Source organism: Nostoc sp. DSM 114167, assembly GCF_052692655.1.
On the sequence record NZ_CP195116.1, the window covers coordinates 4,989,461 to 5,011,164 of the forward strand.

The 21,704-nt window shown below is 40.0% G+C and carries 20 protein-coding genes; 7 read left to right on the forward strand and 13 right to left on the reverse strand.

The genetic code is table 11. From position 1 onward, the window contains the following. Positions 1–63 precede the first annotated feature (63 nt). Positions 64–369, reverse strand: a complete 306-nt coding sequence (locus NSTC731_RS21260; protein WP_445626680.1) for a hypothetical protein — start codon at positions 367–369, stop codon at positions 64–66. Between the two features lie 440 nt (positions 370–809). On the opposite strand from NSTC731_RS21260, the gene NSTC731_RS21265 reads away from it, so the two are divergent. Then, the gene (locus NSTC731_RS21265; protein WP_445626681.1) at positions 810–4,457 is read left to right on the forward strand and encodes a two-partner secretion domain-containing protein; all 3,648 of its coding nucleotides are present in this window, start codon (positions 810–812) and stop codon (positions 4,455–4,457) included. A 162-nt stretch (positions 4,458–4,619) separates the two neighbouring features. Here the strand turns inward: NSTC731_RS21265 and NSTC731_RS21270 are convergent, their stop codons facing one another. From NSTC731_RS21270 to NSTC731_RS21280, 3 genes are all read right to left on the reverse strand, one after another. Further along, the gene (locus NSTC731_RS21270) at positions 4,620–5,060 is read right to left on the reverse strand and encodes a hypothetical protein (RefSeq protein WP_445626682.1); all 441 of its coding nucleotides are present in this window, start codon (positions 5,058–5,060) and stop codon (positions 4,620–4,622) included. Positions 5,061–5,120: 60 nt separating this feature from the next. Beyond that, the gene (locus NSTC731_RS21275) at positions 5,121–5,957 is read right to left on the reverse strand and encodes a hypothetical protein (protein WP_445626683.1); all 837 of its coding nucleotides are present in this window, start codon (positions 5,955–5,957) and stop codon (positions 5,121–5,123) included. A gap of 272 nt (positions 5,958–6,229) precedes the next feature. Further along, positions 6,230–7,945, reverse strand: coding sequence for a ShlB/FhaC/HecB family hemolysin secretion/activation protein (locus NSTC731_RS21280; RefSeq protein WP_445626684.1), 1,716 nt, complete (start codon positions 7,943–7,945; stop codon positions 6,230–6,232). Positions 7,946–8,211: 266 nt separating this feature from the next. On the opposite strand from NSTC731_RS21280, the gene NSTC731_RS21285 reads away from it, so the two are divergent. Genes NSTC731_RS21285 through NSTC731_RS21295 form a run of 3 tightly spaced genes read left to right on the forward strand, consistent with a single transcriptional unit; the run spans position 8,212 to position 9,902 of the window. Further along, complete coding sequence (locus NSTC731_RS21285; RefSeq protein WP_322686512.1) at positions 8,212–8,817, forward strand: vWA domain-containing protein; 606 nt, start codon at positions 8,212–8,214, stop codon at positions 8,815–8,817. 59 nt (positions 8,818–8,876) lie between these two features. Continuing rightward, a complete protein-coding gene (locus NSTC731_RS21290) occupies positions 8,877–9,482 on the forward strand; it encodes a vWA domain-containing protein (protein ID WP_104909152.1) in 606 nt (201 codons plus the stop codon). Positions 9,483–9,509: 27 nt separating this feature from the next. Further along, the gene (locus tag NSTC731_RS21295) at positions 9,510–9,902 is read left to right on the forward strand and encodes a salt stress protein, Slr1339 family (RefSeq protein WP_445626685.1); all 393 of its coding nucleotides are present in this window, start codon (positions 9,510–9,512) and stop codon (positions 9,900–9,902) included. A 305-nt stretch (positions 9,903–10,207) separates the two neighbouring features. On the opposite strand, the gene NSTC731_RS21300 is transcribed toward NSTC731_RS21295, so the two are convergent. Both NSTC731_RS21300 and NSTC731_RS21305 read right to left on the reverse strand, forming a co-directional pair. Next, positions 10,208–10,567 (reverse strand): winged helix-turn-helix transcriptional regulator, encoded by a 360-nt coding sequence (locus tag NSTC731_RS21300; protein WP_445626686.1) that lies wholly within the window; start codon positions 10,565–10,567, stop codon positions 10,208–10,210. A 472-nt stretch (positions 10,568–11,039) separates the two neighbouring features. Next, complete coding sequence (locus tag NSTC731_RS21305; protein WP_445626687.1) at positions 11,040–11,783, reverse strand: ferritin-like domain-containing protein; 744 nt, start codon at positions 11,781–11,783, stop codon at positions 11,040–11,042. Positions 11,784–11,961: 178 nt separating this feature from the next. Between NSTC731_RS21305 and NSTC731_RS21310 the strand changes: the two genes are divergently transcribed. Next, positions 11,962–12,528, forward strand: a complete 567-nt coding sequence (locus NSTC731_RS21310) for a thermonuclease family protein (protein WP_445626688.1) — start codon at positions 11,962–11,964, stop codon at positions 12,526–12,528. A gap of 97 nt (positions 12,529–12,625) precedes the next feature. On the opposite strand, the gene NSTC731_RS21315 is transcribed toward NSTC731_RS21310, so the two are convergent. The 3 genes from NSTC731_RS21315 to NSTC731_RS21325 all read right to left on the reverse strand — a co-directional run bounded on the left by NSTC731_RS21315 (position 12,626) and on the right by NSTC731_RS21325 (position 14,232). Beyond that, positions 12,626–13,507, reverse strand: coding sequence for a carbohydrate ABC transporter permease (locus tag NSTC731_RS21315; RefSeq protein ID WP_445626689.1), 882 nt, complete (start codon positions 13,505–13,507; stop codon positions 12,626–12,628). 175 nt (positions 13,508–13,682) lie between these two features. Then, positions 13,683–14,021, reverse strand: a complete 339-nt coding sequence (locus NSTC731_RS21320) for a type II toxin-antitoxin system PemK/MazF family toxin (protein WP_322686508.1) — start codon at positions 14,019–14,021, stop codon at positions 13,683–13,685. Continuing rightward, entirely contained in the window at positions 14,008–14,232 is a 225-nt protein-coding gene (locus NSTC731_RS21325) for a ribbon-helix-helix domain-containing protein (protein WP_322686507.1), read from the reverse strand. Before NSTC731_RS21325 ends, NSTC731_RS21320 begins: the two co-directional genes overlap by 14 nt. Before the next feature lie 161 nt (positions 14,233–14,393). On the opposite strand from NSTC731_RS21325, the gene purN reads away from it, so the two are divergent. Next, the gene (gene purN / locus NSTC731_RS21330) at positions 14,394–15,053 is read left to right on the forward strand and encodes a phosphoribosylglycinamide formyltransferase (protein ID WP_445632138.1); all 660 of its coding nucleotides are present in this window, start codon (positions 14,394–14,396) and stop codon (positions 15,051–15,053) included. Positions 15,054–15,098: 45 nt separating this feature from the next. Here purN and NSTC731_RS21335 read toward each other — a convergent pair whose 3' ends face one another. From NSTC731_RS21335 to NSTC731_RS21350, 4 genes are all read right to left on the reverse strand, one after another. Then, a complete protein-coding gene (locus tag NSTC731_RS21335; protein WP_445626690.1) occupies positions 15,099–17,687 on the reverse strand; it encodes a GAF domain-containing protein in 2,589 nt (862 codons plus the stop codon). Positions 17,688–18,266: 579 nt separating this feature from the next. Further along, positions 18,267–18,803 carry a bifunctional pyr operon transcriptional regulator/uracil phosphoribosyltransferase PyrR gene (pyrR, locus tag NSTC731_RS21340; protein ID WP_445626691.1) on the reverse strand — a complete coding sequence of 179 codons (537 nt, stop codon included), beginning with the start codon at positions 18,801–18,803 and terminating at the stop codon, positions 18,267–18,269. Positions 18,804–18,912: 109 nt separating this feature from the next. Then, complete coding sequence (cbiB, locus tag NSTC731_RS21345; RefSeq protein WP_445626692.1) at positions 18,913–19,884, reverse strand: adenosylcobinamide-phosphate synthase CbiB; 972 nt, start codon at positions 19,882–19,884, stop codon at positions 18,913–18,915. Between the two features lie 362 nt (positions 19,885–20,246). Then, on the reverse strand, positions 20,247–20,687 hold the full coding sequence (locus NSTC731_RS21350) for an Rrf2 family transcriptional regulator (RefSeq protein ID WP_445626693.1): 441 nt from the start codon (positions 20,685–20,687) through the stop codon (positions 20,247–20,249). 473 nt (positions 20,688–21,160) lie between these two features. On the opposite strand from NSTC731_RS21350, the gene NSTC731_RS21355 reads away from it, so the two are divergent. Beyond that, positions 21,161–21,574 carry an AbrB family transcriptional regulator gene (locus NSTC731_RS21355; protein WP_322696373.1) on the forward strand — a complete coding sequence of 138 codons (414 nt, stop codon included), beginning with the start codon at positions 21,161–21,163 and terminating at the stop codon, positions 21,572–21,574. Positions 21,575–21,704: the final 130 nt, after the last annotated feature.

A 21,704-nucleotide genomic window follows, 5' to 3' on the forward strand; every position in this document is an offset into this window, starting at 1 on the left:
TCGTCACTTTGAGAAAATGTAGTAAACTATGAGTGCGAAGCACACGCTGCTTTAGAATCTTTACTATTGACCAATCACTTGTCTTTGAGCAATGTAATTATCTAGATTTGCAAAGTAGTTCGTATACTGTAACTCCATAGCGTAGCAAGTAGAATCGGGAATGTAAGGGCTGTTGTAGCAATTTGCTACTACAATATTTGCTTGTCGCAACTGTTCATTTCTCAAGATTATTAATTCTTGCAATGATAGTCTATCAAGTTGTTCGCGTGTAACAGTTTGTGCATTTGCGGACATTTGCATATTAAAAGAAATCCCAATAATTGCTAAAAAAACTAGTGTTTTTTTGACATGATTAAAATGCAAAGCCATAGTGAATGTACCTCATGTTTAGAAAAATCAGATATTAGCAACAACTAAAGACAAGTCTGCAAAATCAACCAATTTTGATATTTAAGTTGTCTAATGGATTGCTACCAGAGAAAATTGAAGTAAACAGAGTGATTCCAAAACGATTAAGTCATTTAAAATTAGAATGATTTATTAATCGTTCCTGATAGTTTTTAGATTAAACTGATTTTCAAAAAAAATCCTTCAACTCGTTGCTCATGTAATTGCAGATTTTGACTAAGCAGACTGCATAAAACTGCACTTATAAATGCGCAGAAAATTTCTGTCATGAATGTTTCCGAGAAGAAAATCATAAATCTCTTCTCTAAATAGCGGTATACTACAAATCAAATTAATTATTTTCATCACATATGATAAAGCGATCGCCACAGCGTCAAGTTATTACTGTGCAACTATCCCCATTGATAACAACACAATCTTTTAATCAAACTGCTGCGGGCGACAAAAAATTTTTTAATCTGTGTTTGAAAATAGTAAGTGCGTGGAGTTTATATGGAATAGCCGCATTTGTTCCAACTCCTGTTTTTGCCCAAAGTGCGATCGCCCCCGACAACACATTAGGATCTGAAAATTCTCAAGTTGTAACTAATTTTAACGGGTTCCCAGTTGAAGTAATTACTGGTGGTGCAACTCGTGGAATCAATCTGTTTCATAGCTTCCGAGAATTTAACGTCAGCGAGGGACGGGGAGCTTATTTTTTCAGTCCCAGTGCAGATATTCAGAATATTTTGGCACGGGTAACGGGAGGAAGTCGCAGCGAGATTTTGGGAAGATTGGGTATTTTGGGAGAATCAAAACCCAATTTGTTCTTGATGAATCCCAATGGAATTATTTTTGGTCAGGATGCAAGTTTAGATTTACAGGGTTCGTTTGTTGCGACTACAGCTAATGCTATTGGATTTGGAGAGAGAGGAAATTTTAGCGCAACAAATCCCCAAGCTCCAGGTTTATTGACGGTGAATCCTAGTGCATTGTTTTTCAATCAAATCACCCGCAGTGAAATCATCAACCGCAGTCCTCAAATTGGCATACCGGGAAGTTTGTACTTAGTTGGGGGAGATATTACGTTTGACAGTGGTATAGCGGGTTCAACTGAAAATCGTTTGGAATTAGGTGCGGTTGCAGGAACCGGAACTGTTGATTTGATTGGTAGCGGGAATCAAATGCAGTTAGGCTTTTATGAAGGTATATCAAAAGCGGATATTGTGCTGAAAAATAACTCGTTTGCTGTGACAAGTGGAGGAGGTGCGATCGCCATTAATACAGAGAATCTAAATCTTTCTGAGAATAGTTTAGTTGTTTCTGGTGGAACATCAAATGCGTCAGGAAAATCAGGTGATATTAATATTGGAGCGCGTAATATTAGCTTAAATAATCAATCTATAATTAGTTCTGCAAACCTTGGTCAGGGAGAGGCGGGAAAAATTACTTTGACAGTTCAAGATTCTATTTTATTAAGTAACGGAAGCAATATTAACAGTAGTTCTGCGGCATCTACAGTCGGTGGAGTTAACAACTTACCTAGTGGAAATATTGAAATAAAAACAAAAAATCTAGTACTTGATGGTAATAACACTTTTATTAGCTCTTCAAACCTTGATCGCGGTAGTGGTGGTAATATTAGAATTTTTGCAGATGATTCAATTTTATTAAATAATTACGCTTCAATTTCCTCTTCTAGTGATGGTCAAGGCAAAAGTGGAAATATTGATGTAAATACGCGATCGCTTACACTTTCCAATGGTGGAAAAATTGGAACTGACTCATCTGGAGGTGGCGACAGTGGTGATTTACTCGTTAATGCATCAGAATCAATTAATTTGAGTGGAATAGCAACATTAATAAATCCACAAACTGGAGGAGAATTTACTATAGGAAGTGGATTAACGACTAGTGCATTTGCTGCTGGGAGTGGTGGCAAATTAACAATTAATACGCCAAGATTGAGGATTAGGGATGGCGGATATATTACCACTGCTAGCTTTCAATCTGGTCGAGGGGGAGATTTAACTTTAAATATCGGAGATTCGATGGAAGTAGTTGGAGGTTCCCCCAGTGGTTCGAGTACTGTTTCCACTAGCGCAGTTGGTTCTGGGAATTCTGGCAACCTCAAAATTAATACCGATCGATTAAGTATCCGCGATGGAGCAACAATTACAACCTTAGCACGAGGGTCAGGTCAAGCTGGAGAGTTAAGTATAGATGCGAAAAACTCCGTAGAGGTTATTGGAGGTGCCAGTATTATCTCTGCTATTGCTTTTGTTGGAGGTGCAGGAAATATAAAAATTAACACTGGTAGTTTCCATCTTATTAATGGAGGGCAAGTTGCTACTTCAACTTTTGGTAGAGGTAGAGGAGGTAATTTGATAGTCAATGCAAGTAATGCAGTAGAAGTAATAGGGACATCAGGGAATGGTTTTATCAGTAGCTTGAATACTGGTGCAAGCCAAAATTCGAGTGGAGATGCAGGAGACTTGACAATTAATACTCGAAACTTACTAGTTCGCAATGGAGGAATTGTTGTTAGTGCAACACAAGGTGCTGGTAAAGGAGGAGATTTGATTGTCAATGCTTCCGAAAAAGTTGAAGCGATCGGTACATCACCAAATGGTCAAACTTTGAGTGGATTGAGTAGTTCAACAAGAAATTCAACTGGAGATGCAGGAGATTTGACAATTAATACTCCAGATTTGCTTGTGCGTGATGGGGCACAAATTGACGCTAGTACATACGGTAGAGGTAAAGGCGGTAATTTAACTGTTAATGCTGCAAACAAAGTACAACTAATTGGTACATCTGCTGATGGTCGCATTCTCAGTGGTTTGGGAGCTTCTGCTCAAGCTGGTATAACGGGAGATGCAGGAAGTTTAACGGTCAAAACCCAAGATTTACTCGTGCGCGATGGAGCAAGGGTATTTACTGGAACACTTGGTACGGGTAGAGCAGGAAATTTAACAGTCAATGCAAACAATAGTATACAATTGATTGGCGCATCCCTTAGTAACCCGAATTCTGTAAGTGGCTTAGTAGCAGCTTCTTATGTCAATTCCACGGGAGATGCAGGAAATATTGTCGTCAATACCCAAAATTTGCTAGCACGAGATGGGGCACAGGTATTTAATGGTACATTTGGTGCGGGAAAATCGGGAAATTTAACTGTAAATGCTTCACGTCAAATTGAATTAATCGGTAGGTCTGGCAATAATATTTTTCCCAGTGGTTTAATCGCTTCTGCCGAGCCAAATTCAACTGGAAATGCAGGAGATATGGTAGTTAAAACTCCCCAATTAATTGTAAGGAATGGTGCAGAGGTGTTAGCCAATGCTAAAGGAACGGGTAACGCAGGTATTATGACCCTAGACACCAATACCATCCGTCTCGACAACAAAGCTTCCATCAACGCTAACACCCGCAGCCCAAATAAAGACCCCAACCGTGAACAAGCAACTATCAACCTCAACACCCAAAATTTAACCCTCCGTCGCAACAGCAGCATTACTACCGAGGCCACAGGCGAAAACGTCATTGGTGGTAACATTAACATCGATACTGATTTATTAATCGCCCTCGAAAATAGCCGTATTAGCGCTAACTCAGATAATTCTCGTGGTGGTCGAGTTCAAATCAACGCCCAAGGCGTATTTGTCGGTACTCAACCCAGTGATGTCTCAAAATACATCACAGCCACTTCTGGGGTCGGCTTATCAGGAACTGTTAATGTTAACTCGCCCGACAACAGTTCAATTCAAAATAGCCTCACCGAACTCCCCACAAATGCGATTGACACCAACGCGCTCATTGCTAATAGCTGCGTAGCCCGCGTCAATAAAAAACAAGAAAATAGCTTCATCATTACAGGTGGAGGTGCTTTACCTAACCGTCCCGGTGATATATTAATGTCCAACTATTCTACAGATAGAGTGCGCGGTGTCAATAATGAAAATACATCGCGTCCTTGGAAAAAAGGCGATCCAATTATTGAACCAACTGGTGTATATCGACTCTCAAATGGTCAATTAGTAATGAGTCGAGAATGTCAAAATAATTGATAAAGTATCATCCTACTATAAACGTTACTAAATCGAAGTAAGAATTAGGATGCAGAAACGTTACATATAACGTCTCTGCAAGGATTTTATTATTACGTAAAATTAGTTGGCAGTAACCGCCCAAAGCTAATCTCTTCGAGTTTCATTGTGTTTGTCTTCGTACTATTGTCGTACAAACCAATCTATAAGCTTTATAGCACCGTCGATTATAGCTTTTCTATTTTGTTGTGCTTTTTGTTCCTGTCTATCTGCTTTAAGTTGATCGTTCTCCGATTGTAAGTAGGCCATCTTACCTTTGAGTTGGGAAAGCATAATTATCATCGCAACTATTATCAGACCTAAAATATATGGAAGCCCATTTTCCGCAATTCCCAAAGATGCGATCAGCCAGTGACAGAATGTAGCAATGCCATTGAATAGCCACTGTAAGGAAGTAATTAACCAGTAATATGCTGCGATCGCTACTCTCACTACAACAATATATAGAAAGTAAACTATAGAAGCGATCGCCTGTACACAAATAATACTCCAACTCAATATACTTTCCAACGCACTGACCAGCCAATGTAGGGACATATTAACGAAATCGGTTAAATTTTCCATTGTGTTGAGTTCCTATCTATTTTCATTCAAGCTTGCAATTAGTTTGCTGAAAATATACTTCTAGAGGCTGTATTCTTTATCGAGACTAGCTTCTTTTAGTTGTTCCTTTGCTGCATTCAATTCCGCCTCAGTAGCTTTCAGATTACTCTCAGTTGTTTTTAATTCAGCCTTAGCAGCTTTCAAATTACTCTCGGTTGTTTTTAGTTCATTCTCAGATGTTTTTAATTCCGCCTCAGTAGCTTTCAACTTACTTTCGGTTGTTTTCAGTTCTGTCTCAGTCACTTTCAACTTACTCTTAATTGTTTTTAGTTCAGTCTCAGTAGCTTTCAACTTACTCTTAGTTACTTCTAACTCATTCTCGTTCGCTTTCAGCTTGTTCTCAGTTGCTTCTAGCTCACTCTTGATTACTTTAAGATTATTGTCAGTCAACTTCAATTCATTGGCTGAAGTTTTCCATAGAACTAGAGAAAATAAAACTACTTCTAGCAATACAAAATCTGCTAAATTTTTGTGAGTATTAAAGCTGATATACAATGCTGCTACTCCAGCAATTATCCAAATATTTAGGACTGATTGTGCAAGATTCTCGTCCATAGGTTTCTCAGATAGAGAATCACCAGTTTCAATCTTGCTACTCAACCATTTTCCAACTAAAAATGATAGGCAACTAATAACGGACAGCAGAATACCATCGAAAAGTTGTACTTCATTCGTAAGGCTATTATTTACTAGAATGCCAAATAGGACAAATGCAGTAAAAAAACTAAAGCTAAACATGACGATTGGGAAAAATCGTTGAACAGAAATCATATTTTGACTCCAATGATTGTTTTCTAATTCTTGAACACAAGCGATTGCACCATGCAAAAATCTAGTAAATGTGCGTTTTGAAAACATGCGATCGCACTTAGCGATACTGATAAACAGTAATATCTCTAAATTACAGAATGGCTTGTTTGAGTTGACATTTGTTTCTTTTTGATTTGAGTAATTTAATTAGCAACTCAATTGTTTTTGCTTTACTTGTAGATTACAGTTATCGGCAAATAAATTCATGCACAATTTCTGCTTATTGATGTGCATAACTTTACTACTTTAACTGCAACTTTATGCACATCAATATTTAATAGCGATAAATAGTTGGGCAAGTTTTTGAAAATTTAAAATACTTAAAAAGGTTGATAGCGCAATGAAAAATTAAATCCATTATCTTGCAGAGAGTCACCTTTATTATCGACTCCAAATAGTGGAATTCCGTAGTCTGCGCGTAAATTTAAGCCTTGAAATGGTTGCCATCGCAAGCCTAAACCCAAGCTTGTAAGGGTTTGAGGACTAGGATTACTCATACGATTATTCCACCCAGTACCAAAATCGAAAAATGGTACTAACTGTAGGGTATTAGTGTTAGATGTCAGGGGAATACGAGCTTCAATAGAGGCAATTATCCCATTGTCAGTAACGACTTGATTCTGGTTATATCCGCGAACTGTTTCAACTCCGCCAATGCTAAATTTTTCTAAAGAAAGTAGAGAGTCACCAGTTAATTGCGCGTCAATTTTTGCTAGTATAATCGTGCGAGGAGATAATTTTTGCACCCATTGAAATTGCCCCAACCAAGTGAAAAATCGCCCGTCTGTGCCTGTATCATTTACTGTTGCGTCGAATGCACCTATACCTATATTAAATTGCGATCGCGCAGCTAAAACCCTATTTGCATCTCGCTGCAACCAATCCTGAGAAAACCGAATTGCTGTAACTTTCGATTCTCCTTCTTTGGGGCCTTCAGAAAATGAGAAGGGGATATCATTAAGTAAGAATGTCTGACTGCGACGTAAATCAAATGCTAAACCAAGGGCAAATTCGCTATTGGGAGTACGCTGTAACGGTTGACGAATATTAAATGAAAGGGTACGACTTTCGCTGCGAATATTTAAATCACGAAAGTCGTCTTCAATAATTTTACTATCACTGTTTTTATAACGGACACCAATTGTTCCATCTAAAGCGTTAAAAGGAACATTGTAGCTGAAATCGTAGAGGTTTAACCCTTTAGTAATTCCATATTCAGCGTAGAATCTATCACCAAAACCCAGTAAGTTTTCATGTTCGATGAATACACTTCCTTGTTCAGAACCGATGCTGGAAGATTGGCTATTAGCAACTTCCATTCCAGCGTGAAATGCAGGTGCTTCCTTGAGTTGCAAGCGTAAAATATTGCGCCCTGGAGTACTTCCAGCTGTCAGTTCGACTTTAACCTGTGCAATTAAAGGGTCAATTTGTAATAATTGCAATGCTTGTTGAAGTCGTTTCTGATTGAGGGGTATCTGCGTAGCGCGAGCAATTCGAGAACGCACATATCCTTCTTGAAGCCTTTGCAGTCCGCTTATTTCTATAGCTTCCAATTCCCCTTCGACTATTTGGATTTTAACTATACCACTGTTAAGATTTTGGTTGTTAAGGAGAAATGCCCCACTGGTGATGTAACCTTTTTTGATGTAGCGTTGGGTAATTTGCGATCGCAATTCTAACAACTGCTCGAACCGAATGTATTTATTTTCTAGCGATTGTTTTAATGTAGTGATTTCTTCTTTTAAAACAGTATTGCCGATAATTTGAATTTCTTTCACAAAAAAGCTTTCACTTGTAGGAATTATATCCAATGGATTCTCAGTTGAATTTGGAGATAGAATGGGATTACTAGGAGATGGGGGAGTGTAAATTGGTGATGGGGTCGATTGGGGAATTGTTTGTTCGACTTTACCGGGAGTATTAGGAGGAATAGTTACACCTGATGGAGGTGTAGATTGGGCAAATATTGGATGGTGATTATTAATGCATGAAAAAAATATTAAAACAATAGTTTTAACTCGGAGATATAAATTCATTTTTGTTTTTTGAATTACTTTTTTAATTTTAATTTCAATGGTTATTTGGGGTTGACGAACATAATATCAGTGGCGAGGCTGATTAAGTATAAATTTTACTCTTCTTACTCGAACTTCACCAGTTTTTACCAAGACTTACGCAACTGGGATAAGCAATGGCGTGGCTTTTGGGAGTAGCACAATTGATACAAAACCTTAAAATGCTTGCGGTATCGTCAAATTCGTAGATTAGACTAGAACCACAGGGTAACAATCAAAGGAAGATTATGATGAGCGATCGCGACTATACCTTAATCATTGATAAAAGCGGTAGTATGTCTACACCCGACCAAGTGGGTGGTAGAAGTAGATGGGAAATCGCTCAAGAGTCTACTCTTGCTTTGGCCAGAAAGGCCGAACAGTTTGACCCCGATGGCATCACCGTTTACGTGTTTTCTGGTAGATTTAAACGCTACGATGATGTCACCTCAGCCAAAGTCGCCCAGATATTTCTCGAAAATGACCCTGCTGGCACAACAAATTTAGCTGGTGTACTCCAGGATGCCCTGAATAACTACTTTCAACGCAAAGCAGCTGGTAAAACCAAGCCAAACGGAGAGACAATTTTAGTGATCACCGATGGTGAACCAGACGATCGCAAAGCTGTGTTTGAAGTCATCATTCATGCTACTCGCCAAATGGAACGTGATGAAGAATTAGGAATTTCGATTATTCAAGTAGGTTCAGATGCCCAAGCAACTAAATTCCTCAAAGCCTTGGATGACCAGTTACAAAGTGTTGGCGCTAAATTTGATATTTGCGATACCGTCACTTTAGACGACTTAGAAGAAATGAGTCTTGTAGATGTATTGACGAACGCCATAACTGACTAATATGTTTGGCGATCGCCCATAGTTCAGTAACTATTAATTCTTAATTGGAGAACCGAATAATGCTAGAAAATCGTGATTATACCTTGATTATTGACAAAAGCGGTAGTATGGCAACCCAAGATCAAAAGGGTGGTAGAACTAGATGGGTTGCAGCCCAAGAATCAACTTTAGCTTTAGCTAGTAAATGTGAGCAATTTGACCCAGATGGCATTACTATCTATGTATTTTCTGGCAAATTTAAGCGATACGAAAATGTCACATCCAGCAAGGTGTCACAAATTTTTCGAGAGAACGATCCCTCTGGTACAACTGACTTAGCAGGTGTGTTAAAACATGCAACTGATGATTACCTTCAACGCAAAGCAGCCGGTCAAACCAAACCAAATGGTGAAACAATTTTAGTAGTTACTGATGGTGAGCCGGACGATCGCAAAGCAGTCATGAGGGTAATTATTGAAGCTTCTCGCCGCATCGATCGAGATGAAGAATTAGCTATTTCTTTTATTCAAGTTGGCACAGATCAACAAGCTACCCGCTTTCTCAAAGTCTTAGATGATGAACTCCAAAGTGCTGGTGCTAAGTTTGATATCTGTGACACCATTACTATGGAAGACATGGAAGATTTGAGTCTATCAGAAGTGCTACTCAATGCTATTAATGACTAGCTATACTATTTTTTAGGAATTGCAAAAATGGATTCCCTTGATAAGCTGTTAGCCCAACTCGAAACTGAATACAAAGAAGTACAACCCCAACCGCAATCAAAATCAGCCACAGCCAAATCGTTTATTCCACCATTGCCCAAGTCGGCATCTTTCATGGATAAACTTTTAGCAGAAGTTCAGGCTGATTTTGCCCAAGAGGATGCTGCTATTGAATTAAAAAAACAGCAAGAACTAGAACAAGAAAGGATTCGACAAGAACAACTCAAAGCCAAACTACTAGAGGCTTTGAAAGTGCAAGCAAAAGAATGGTTATCCAAAGTAGATCCACTTTCATCCGAAGGACTTTGGTTTGAAAGGTTTGCTGAAAGTTACCCTTCAAAATTAGAGGCAGCGATTGAATATTTAAAAAGCAATGAATAAACTTAAAATTCAAAATTTAAAACCCCATAGATAAATCTGCTCGCTAAAATTGAAAATTAGCAAATTTAATGAAAGTAAGCGCAAATAATTCTACCAATTTGAAAAACGAATCCGACAAATAGACCATTTGTAGAGACGCGATGAATCGCGTCTTTACCCAATGATATATTGCAATCATTAATTGAATTGGTATTAGAAGATGTGTTGGCTGTACCGCATTAGCGTAACGCACCGACAACCTCAAATGGTGAGTTACGAAAGCCATAAATTACCATACATATCAAAGTTAAGTTAGCAATTATTGTTTATTCACTATAATCAATATTATGGTGATTTGTTCTAGCTAAATGCTGGACAGCCCATTCATGCATAGCATAGAGAATTGGTTGCAAAGTTTCTCCTAAAGGCGTTAGTGAATATTCTACCTTGGGTGGAATTTGGGGATAAACTTCTCGATGAATAATACCGTCTTCCTCCATTTCTCTGAGTTGCTGGGTTAGCATCTTTTGCGTAACTCCAGGTAAAGCCCGTTGCAGTTCACCAAAGCGTTTGACATCAGTCATTAATTCTCTAATAATCAAAACCTTCCAGCGTCCGCCAATCACTTTTAGGGTAGTTTCTACTTCACAAGTCAGCCTGAGATGGTTTTCTGCTTCAGCTTTCATAGTTTTTTTATAGGAATAACCAGAAGGAAGGTTTGCTCGGTATTACCGCTAGTTATCTGATTATTACTTGTTTTATGTCTTTCATAATTAGTGTAGCAGCTGCGGGAATATGAAAAGTTTTCACAAGGCTAGACTTGTTCCTGCTTTGCCTGTTGTTAAATAATTGCAAATTTCTTTCTCAGTTCCTCGTCAGATGGCCAAGGTTTTACCCCACCCTAACCCTCCCTGTATGTATTGGGGAGGGAACCGGAAATCTTATTTCCCCCAAAATATCGGGGGGATTAAGGGGGGTAATTCAACTTGTGTGTACACGGTAGTCCTAAAGCTTCAGGGAGGGGTTGGGGGTGGGGTGTTAGGAACTTTTGCAAGAGACTCCATGAGTGGAACTCACAATGAACAATGAAAATACTTCTTCCTGTTCCCTGTTCCCTATTCCCTATTTTCAAGGCAGGTCTACTCAAGATATCTATAGTTACGTAGCTACCAACTCAGAATCAATTTCCGATGGCGCACTATCTTGGACTAGCGATCGCGTTTCGCCGTTACGCTCAAGGATACCGCCAACCATTGCCAACAAAGCATTCACCTTGCGGGTTCGCCACATATCTACGAGGTTTTGCACTTCAGTTGCAGACATCCGGCGCATCATCGCTTCGTAGAGATAAGCAGCATGTCCAGTTTCATCTTGAGCAATACTTAGCATTCCTAACTTCAAGTTACGAGCGGTTGGCTCGTTGTCAGGTAATACTTTCGCCATTCGCGCAAAGTCTTTACTAGCATCTAACTCCAGAATATATGTGCTACCCATAAACATATCCCAGTCAATTACAGCTGGTTTTAGCTGTTCTTGGGTGTAGCCCTCATAGAATGCTGCGAAAAAGGGACTACGCTGTTGTGATTTTTTTGTAGATGTAGTTTGGGGTTGACGCTTAAAATCTATAACTTGTTTATTCAGCTGTTGTAAAGCGTGGGCAAAAATTTGACCATGCCTAGTTTCATCTGATGCATGTTTTGCTAGTTTTTCGGCTAGCCATGTATCGCCTTCAGCAGCTGCGCGATCGCTAAGTGCGGATAAAAATGGCACAGAGCCAGATTCCGCCAACTGAAACCCCGCAAGGATGTTGGGACGGGTTTTAGAATCACGAATTTGAGCAGCAGAGTAATAGGCAAAGACACCTGAACCAGCTAGATGCAGAAGGTTAGTCAAGAAGTTCATCAGAAATTCCCGCCGACAATTGGAAGGTTACAATTCTTATACTAATCCGCATTTTCTATTCCTTTGCCGCCAGAGGGTTTTATCATTTTGAATTGCCTGTGGGAGTATCTCAACAGTTAACAAATATATCTTTTCATTTTGTTAGTATCATCCCACAGAGATAATTTGGTAATTTTGGATGGAGAAATTAATTAAACCAGTGCGATTTTGGCTTTGTGCAACTATCATAATTTTAAATTTGATGGGCTGCGATCGCTTTATCGGGAATTCTGGAGAACCAGTTGAGCGAGTCAGTGATGGCGATACTTTAGTAGTAAAAGATGCTGATGGTAAAAATCTGACAGTCCGCTTTGCTTGTGTAGACGCGCCAGAGATAGCCCATACAAACAAAGAAAAGCAGAGTAAACGTACTAGCGATCGCAATCAATTTACTTGGGGTGTAAAAGCCCAAGAACGGGTGCAACAACTGGTGCAACAAGGAGGCTCGCGCGTGACTTTGAATATCACCGATAGCGATCGTTATGGACGCAAAATTGCCGAAGTCCGTTTAAAAAATGGTACTTTTGTGCAACAGGTATTGTTGCAAGAAGGTTTAGCAAAAGTCTATCGTCCCTATTTAAACAAGTGTCCTAGTAAAGATTTAGTTCAACAAGCCGAAGCTAAGGCTAAGGAGCAACGGCTCGGCGTTTGGAGCGATACTAAATTTATAAATCCTTGGGAATATCGCAGTCTATATAAGAAGTAGAAACTCGGCATTGCATATTTGCGCAATAACTTAGCAACTTCCTTTCATTCCCCCCTGCCTCCCCTGCTCCTCTGCCTCCCCTGCTCCCCTGCCTCCCCTACTCTTCTCCCCAAGTTTGCAGTTGCAAATAAACTAGTACCAGCGTCACTGCTAATAATACAGTCGCTCCTGCTGCTGCATAACCAAAATCAAATTGACCAAAAGCCTCTTGGTAAATGTAGTAAACCAGCAGATTAGTTGAATTTAGTGGTCCACCGCCAGTCATCACAAAAACTTGCTCAAAACTCCGCAATGTAAAAATTGCGGTAGTAATGACTGCAAATATTATAGTCGGGCGCAATCCGGGTAAAGTAATATACCAAAATTGTTGCCAAGCATTTGCTCCATCTAAGTCTGCTGCTTCATAACGACTGGGAGGAATTGCTTGTAACCCTGCTAAAAAAACTACCATATTGAAACCCAGTTGTTTCCAAATACTCATTAAAATAATTACTGGCATTGCCCAAAATGTGTCTCCTAGCCAAGGTATTTCTGAAATGCCAAAAAAATCTAAAAGTCCGTTAACTGGCCCTGATGTCTGAAACAGCCAGCGAAACCCCAAACCCGCTGCCACAATTGAAATAATTGAGGGTAAAAAATAAGTACTTCGCAGGATGCCCCGCAAGGGAATGGAGCGGTTTAATAGTATTGCCAATGCTAAGGAGATAACTAAACTAGGAATGATGGTGGCAACAGTAAAATAGAAGGTGTTACCTAGAACTTGCAAGAAGTCGGGGTTGAGTAGCAAGCGCCAATAGTTTTTTAAGCCTACCCAATAAATACCTTTTAAAGTGAAACTACCAGCAGTGAAACTGAGATAGAACAAATAAGCGATCGGCCAAATGATAAAAACATCCAGCAAAATTAATGCTGGTGTGAGAAAAATCCACGCGGCTACTGTATCATTATCCAACCACGACTTAGTATATATTTTTGGCATCTATAATTAACCTTTCTAGCTGTTATCACTCTTTGCCTTGATTCTACCCTGAGCTTAATTTCTCCCAACATTAGCGATGTCTACGACGGGCTACGCCTACGCTTGGGGTTTGCTCTTGGTTCATAATTATCTCTACTTAGAGTCTTTACTTAAACATCGCTATTTTTCTGCAAACTCAAACCAATCCCAAATGCAATTTTAACGCCGCATCAATTAGTACCATCATCTCTTCGTTTAAACTACCTAATACTTCACCAGTAATTCGTTGCTTAGAAATTGTTCGCACTTGCTGCGCCTGTACTTTAGAAGACTTTGTTAAACCACTAACCTCTGGATTAAGCAGAACTTCAAAGGGATAAACACGGCTCACATTAGAAGTAAGCGGTAAAATTGTCACAGTGGTAGCAGCACTATTACTTATATTATTACTGACAATTAGCACTGGACGACGTTTACCCATTTCTGAACCCATCACCGGACTAAGATTTGCGTAATAAATATCACCACGTTTCATCTGTTAAACCATCTGCCACTGTCACATCCCAATCGTTATCAACTTCAGCAGATGCTTCTCGGTAAGCTGCCTCTAATTCTCGGTTTCGCAGCAATTCTAATGCTTCTTCAATTACTTGAGAACGAGATTTACAGCCTTTATTGAGCTTGTAATTTTCGACAAACTCCACTAAAGACGGTGGCAAGGAAATAGAGAGTTTTTCTACATTCATCTTCCTACCAATTAGTAGCAAAAATAATTCCTACTAATATCCTAGCTTAATCTCAAGTCAGTAAATCGATGCTGCTACTTACTGCATCATTATCCAACCACGACTTAGTATATATTTTTGTATATATTTTTGGCATCTATAAATTAACCCTCCTAGCTGTTATGACTCTTTGCATTGATTCTACCCAGAGCTTAATTTCTCCCAACATTAGCGATGATTGCCAACAATTCGCCCCTTTAAAGCTGGGAATTATGGCTTCTGGAAATGGCAGCAATTTTGATGTAGTTGCCCAAGCTATCGAAGATGGGCGGCTAAATGCCCAAATTCAAGTTTTAATTTACAATAACCCCTCGGCGAGAGCAGCCGTCAGAGCAGCGAATAGAGGTGTAGAAACTGTTTTATTAAATCACCGCAACTATCAAAACCGAGAAGAGTTTGACGAAAAAATTGTGCAGACATTGCGGCACTACGATGTAGAATGGGTGATTTTGGCAGGGTGGATGCGACTATTAACGTCAGTTTTCATTGATGCTTTTCCTGAGAAGATTATCAATATCCATCCTAGTTTGTTACCTAGTTTCAAAGGAATCCATGCTGTAGAACAAGCCTTGGCATCTGGGGTAAAAATTACTGGTTGTACAGTGCATATAGCTTGCTTAGAAATGGATAGCGGCCCAATATTAATGCAAGCCGCAGTACCAGTACTGCCGGATGATACAGCAGAAACACTCCACGCCAGGATTCAAATTCAGGAACATCGAATTTTACCATTAGCGATCGCTCTAGCAGCTTCGTCAAAAGTTACACTAAGCGTAACGTAAAAATACATGTATCAATTCAGGCGCACAGCTAGCTGCGCGCCCCTACTATTCCTCAGAGTTAGCTTCAGCAGTTTGATACGCTTGTAAGAGCCTAGCATGATCGAGAGTAAATCCTACTTGCATCGCTATCTGACCAAATAAATCAATCTCAGATTGTTGCCAATCGCGGGGTTCAGAACACTGATGTGCAATTAACAAGCCAAATAGCTGCTCATCTTTAATAATTGGTGCTACTAAATTTGCTTTCACACCAAAAGATTCGAGCAGTTTAATGTGACAATCAGTCAAACTAGACTCATAAATGTTGTTGATTGCGACAACGCGACCAGATTGGTACTTTTCTACATAGCTTTCAGTAAAACAGGGGTCGTGAATTTTAGACCGCAAAACTTTGGGATAACCTGGAACCACTGATTCAGCAATAATAATTCCGAACCAATTAGCGTAAAAGCTATAAATCAAAACTCGGTCAGTACTAAGTGCTTTGCGAACCTCTTCCACAGTAGTTTTGATGATATCCTCTTCCTTGAGGGATTGGCGAATGCTGCGGATAATATCCACTAGTAACTGACTTCGCATCCTTTCTGCTTCGATTCTTTGCAGGAGTCTTGCATGGTCGAGAGCAAATCCTACTTGCATCGCTATCTGACCAAATAAATCAATCTCAGTTTGTTGCCAATCGCGGGGTCTGGAGCATTGATGTGCAATTAACAAGCCAAATAGCTGTTCATCTTTAATAATGGGGGCTACTAAATTTGCTTTCACAGCAAAGGATTCGAGCAGGTGAATGTGACAATCAGCTAAACCTGCTTCATAAATGTTGTTAATTGCCAGAACGCGACCAGACTGATACTCTTCTACATAGCCTTGACCGAAACATGGGTCTTGGATTTCAGCTCGTAAAACTTTTGGGTAGGTGAGAACAACTGATTCAGCAATCACTGTTCCCGACCAATTACCATCAAAGCTATAAACCATCACTCGGTCAGCACTCAGAGCTTTGCGAACCTCTTCCACAGTGGTTTTGAGGACATCCTCTTCGTTGAGTGATTGGCGAATAATGCCGATAGTATCTGCTAACAACTGACTTTGCACACCCTCAGCCTCGATTCGTTGCAGGAGTCTTGCATGGTCGAGAGCAAACCCGACTTGCATCGCTATTTGAGCAAATAAATCAATCTCAGATTGTTGCCAATCACGGGGTCTGGAGCATTGATGGGCAATTAATAAGCCAAATAATTGTTCATCTTTGAGAATTGGGGCGACCAAATTTGCTTTCACAGCAAAGGATTCGAGCAGGCTAATGTGACAATCAGCCAAACCTGCTTCATAAATGTTGTTTGTGGCTACAACGCGACCAGACTGATACTTTTCTACATAACCCTGACCGAAACAGATGTCTTGAATTTCAGACCGCAAAACTTTGGGATAACCTGGAACCACTGATTCGGCAATTATAATTCCAGACCAATTAGGGTAAAAGGTATAAACCAGTACTCGATCGGTACTTAGAGCTTTGCGAACCTCTTCCACCGTCGTTTTGAGGACATCCTCTTCGTTGAGCGATTGGCGAATGCTGCGGGTAATTTCGATAAATACTTGAGCTTTATCTGCCTTAGTATCTACTTTTTGTAGAAGGTTGCCGTAGTCAAGGGCAAATCCTACTTGCATGGCTATCTGAGAGAACAAATCAATCTCAGATTGTTGCCAAGAGCGAATTCTAGAACATTGATGTGCAATCAACAAACCGAATAGCTGTTTGCCTTTGAGAATAGGTGCTACTAAATTAGATTTGACAGCAAATTGCTCCAGGAACTCAATATCAGCATCACTGAGATCGGCTTGATGGATATTATCAATAGCATGGATCTTACCATTCTGATATTTGTCTATATACCCTGCCTCAAATCCAGGATCGAAGACTGTAAACCCTAATATTTTTGGTAAACCAGGTGCTACTGATTCGGCGATAAAGGTTCCAGTTCCATTATAGTTGGAGTCGAAGCAAAAGATGGTAACGCGATCGATGCTTAAAGCTTTACGAATTTCTTCTGAGGTAGTTTTGAGAACATCTTCTTGATTGAATGATTCTCGAACCCAACGGGTAATTTTGATTAATATTTGGGAATAATCGGCTTCGGCTTCTTTGTCTTGTACCAAAACCGAAAGCAGGTCTGTGAATAAGGTAATGTTTCTCTCTAACATCACTAATTCATCTTGGCTAGCGATGAAGACTTGAGTAAACTCGCTGTCTGGACGTAGCCTCTTTTTAATATTATTAGAAATTGTAGCTGCCTTGCTGACTCGACTCATAACTCGATTCGTCACAAAAACAGCGATCGCACCTGCTACAATTGCTGTCACCCCCATACCAGTTAACAAGAGTGACAATTGTCTTTGTAGAGCAAGTTCAGTTTCTGTTGAACTTTCTGTATTCTCTTGTCTGATTTGCGGAGTTTGTATGTTAATTAAATTAATCCCATAGTTGTAAGTAGCTGTTCCAATTGCAACTACAGGAAGGACACTGATACTTAGTGCCCAAATTATTGCTTTAGTCTTTAAACTCCATTTTTGTTGCCAGAGTCTCTGTTGACGATTTCGTCTTGCTTGGTTTTGAGAAAAAGACTGACTCATAAATGAAACCTGGATTGCTGCAAGTGAGAATCAAGTAAATAACCTCACCACCAAATTCTACATAAAACTTATAAAACAAGGACTGGCTTTCAGGAGTATTTTAAGGCACTAATGTTCTAGGTCATGTCCCATAATGCTTTTGTTTGCTTAAAATTCAAAAAAATTGGGTCTGATTAACAGGTTTGTCAACAATTTTATCGCGATCGCTTGGTTGTAATGCCTTATTTTCTCATTAGGAGTTGTAGTTTGCTGGCAAGGCAACCAAACAATCTTTATTTTTTAACAAGGTTTACAGACTTCTCACAGTTGCCTTTACCCGTAGTATCCTTTTTGCTTGATTACTGACAGCAGTTTTCAAGTAGATCAGATCGAGAGTGCTGTACATGGATAGCGGGGCGTTGAGCCAGTGCTGAGTTAGGAGTTAGGAGTTAACAGTAGAGACGCGATTAATCGCGTCTGTACAAGAGTTAGGAGTTTTGTTTATCTCCTTGTCCCCTCACTCCCTCACTCCCTCACTCCCTCACTCTCGGTTGGTGAGCGCAGTCGAACCACATCTCCCTGCCCCCTGCCCTCTATAGCCTAATCTGCAATCAACTCTACTGCATCTCGTCCATCACTATTTTGTAAGTAAACTTTGACAATTTCTTCTTTAGCTGTAGGCAACCTCTTGCCAATAAAATCTGGGTGAATTGGCAATTCTCGATGGCCTCTGTCTACTAACACAGCTAAACGAATCACCTCTGGCCTACCGTAATCGTTGACTGCGTTCAAAGCCGCGCGAATCGTCCGTCCTTTGAAAATCACATCATCCACCAGTACAACCGTTTTCCCCGTAAGATCGAAAGGAATTTCGCTTTTCGTTGGAGTCCGCAATCCAATTTTGTCGAGGTCATCTCGATAAAATGTAATGTCCAAAGCACCCACTGACACTGCTACACCTTCTAGCGTCTCAATCTGACGCGCCAATAATTCGGCTAATAACGCACCCCTGGTATAAATACCAAGAAGCACCAGTTGAGACAAATCACGCGTCCTTTCGACAATTTGAGAAGCAAGACGAGTCAAGGTACGACGGATTTCTTCTGATGAGAGAATTTCAACTACTTTGGCAGACATAATGAGTGATAAGTTAGGAGTGATAAGTTAAGAGTTAGGAGTTTTTATTCTTAACTCCTGGAAAGACTTGGGTTAATCGCGTCTCTAACTCCTAACTTTATATTTCTCATTACCTATTTGGGAACATTACGAATATTGCGATCGCTATCCCTAACCATAGCAAAAAACAATATCGAGTCAGCTGTAAAGCATTCTGAATAGAAGTTGCAGTAATGGCATAAAGAGCATCTCCTAGCAGTGGTTTGTACTTAGCTATCCCCCGATACCAATTTGTACCCCCCATCTGCACACCTAAAAATGCAGCATAGGCACACTCACTCCAGCCAGAATTGGGACTAGGATCTTTAATTGCATCCCGACGACAAATTTGCCAAATATGCATCGGTTTACCTGATAGCAGCGCCACAGTCACGACTGTTAACCGACAAGGTAGCCAAGTCAAATAATCTTCTAACCGCGCACAAAACCACCCTAAATAAGTATAGGGTGCTTCCCGATAGCCCACCATTGAATCAAGGGTACTGCTGGCTTTATATGCTAAAGCTAAAGGAGTTGGCCCCACAACTGGTATAAAGACACCAACAATTGCATAAAAAAGCGGAGCCGTTACCCCATCGGTGGCATTTTCTGCAACCGTTTCTAAAACAGCTCGGTAAATTTCTGCTTGTGAGAGGTTTTGGGTATCTCGACCAACGTAATTACTTAAAATCTTTCGAGCCTTCTCTAAATCTCCGACTGTTAAAGGTTGTAAAACAGCCTCCGCTGCTACTCGCAAACTTTTGCCAGCAAAACAACTAGCCAAAAGAATGCTATCTATGGCAATTCCTAAAAGTGGATGAACCCATCTGGCAATTTGAATCATCAAAAAGCCAACAAGACCGCTACCAATTATCAAGATAATGCCTAGTACAATTCCAGCTAGGCGTTGTGTTAGAGAATTTTGACAGAAGTGGAGAAAAAACTTGGTCAGGCGAGAAATTACCCACCCCATAATTTGCACTGGATGAGGCCAATCCCAAGGATCGCCAATTAAGTAATCTAAAAATGCTGCAATTATTAAGATATAGATATTATTAGTCATAAGTCACAAGTCTTAGGTTCAAAGTCAAGGGTCAATATTTAGACCTAGTGATTTTAGATTTTAGATTTTAGATTGTTTCGGTTCATGCCCCGCCCGTTCGCGTAGCGTCTCGTAGAGAAGTCAAGCGGAATAAATTCAAAATCCAAAATCCAAAATCTTCAAGCCTTGTCCCCTACTTCGACTACGCTCAGTACAAGTTGTCGGCGAGGTTAATCCAAAAGACGCTCTCTACGAGACGCTCTTGCTAGCTTGCTTCCCTGTAAGGGTACGCGGACTCGCTTGCCGCCGACACTATCGCAAATCCAAAATCTAAAATTGGTTGACTATTGACCGGAGGCGGAGCGTCTTTGCTTTGCTCTTGACTAAACCACAAAACTAGCTTCTTCTCCAAGGGAAGCTTGCCGACTGCGAGCATCGTAATAAAGGTCTGCCAGGGTAATACTGTATAAAGCTTCTTTGAGCTTTTGGTTGAGTCTGTGCCAGAGGCTAAACGTTACCCAATCTTCAGCTTGTGTCGGTGCTGGGGTGTGATGAGGTAAATGGCTAGTCTCGCCAACAGCTTCTAAAATTTCTCCTATAGATATTTGTGCAGGCTCTCTTGCCAATTGATATCCGCCGATGCTACCACGAATTGATTTAACTATTGACGCACGACGCATTTCTATTAGTAGTTTTTCGAGGTAAGGAGCGGGGATATCTTGGCGTTTTGCGATCGCTCTCACAGATGCAGGCCCATATCTTGGCTGTAAACTTAAATCTAGCAACGCCTTTACACTATAGTGTCCTCTGGTAGTTAATTTCATTTTGGCAAGTTTTGTTGTTTGTCCTTTGTCTTTGTTGGCACTGCATCTCCCTGAAAAGAAATTCTGATGGTCGGCTTCCGACTCTGAGACTTCTTTAGTTTGTCGTTTCTAAATAACCAATGACTAATTACCATTGACCAATCACTAAGGATCAGTTTTGCTTATCATTTTGTGACTCAGTTCTCATCCTTCAGAAATAGAAAACCTCTTGAGGTTAGTTTAGAAAACTTAAAACTTATATGGTCTAGCAGTAATTCACAAACTATATATATAGTTAAGTTATCAGCATTGCCAGCATTTTCTAAAATAGATTGTCTTGCCAATATTGGTAATGGCATAACAATTGTGCATCTGAGTGTAATATACTTGGCTAGGTTGAGATAAAAACTAAAGGATTATGTTCCTGTTAGCTCAACCTCAGCTAAAATAAAATCGATTCAAACACTTCAAACATTCATTTTCGACCTAAGTTGATGCCTAAACAGAAAAAAATTGAACCCTTACTCGGCGAAGAACTGCTCAAAAAAGTCAAAGAGCTAGAGAACGAGAGCAAAGAAGACAAAGCTAAGAAGTGCGGCTACTATACCGTTACCAAAAATGGTATAGAGCGCGTCAATATGATGAAGTTCTTAAATGCCCTAATTGATGCTGAAGGCATTCAGTTAGACAGTACACCCAGTGCTAATGGGCGTGGTGGACGTAGTGCTAGCTATAGAATTAGTGTGCAATCGAATGGTAACTTACTGATAGGTTCAGCTTATACAAAACAGATGAATCTTCAACCAGGAGATGAGTTTCTGATCACTTTAGGCAAAAAGCACATTCGTCTGAGACAGGTAGATCCAGAAGATCGTGAAGATGATGAAGCCATAGAAGCCACGGCTTAATAAATGGTCATTAGTCAATTCTCCTTTGTCATTTGTCACTTGTACTGAGCGAAGCCGTTGGCGCAGCCTCTCGTAGAGAAGTATTTGTCTTTTGTGAAAAACAATGACTATAAACAGTCATTAGTCAAGC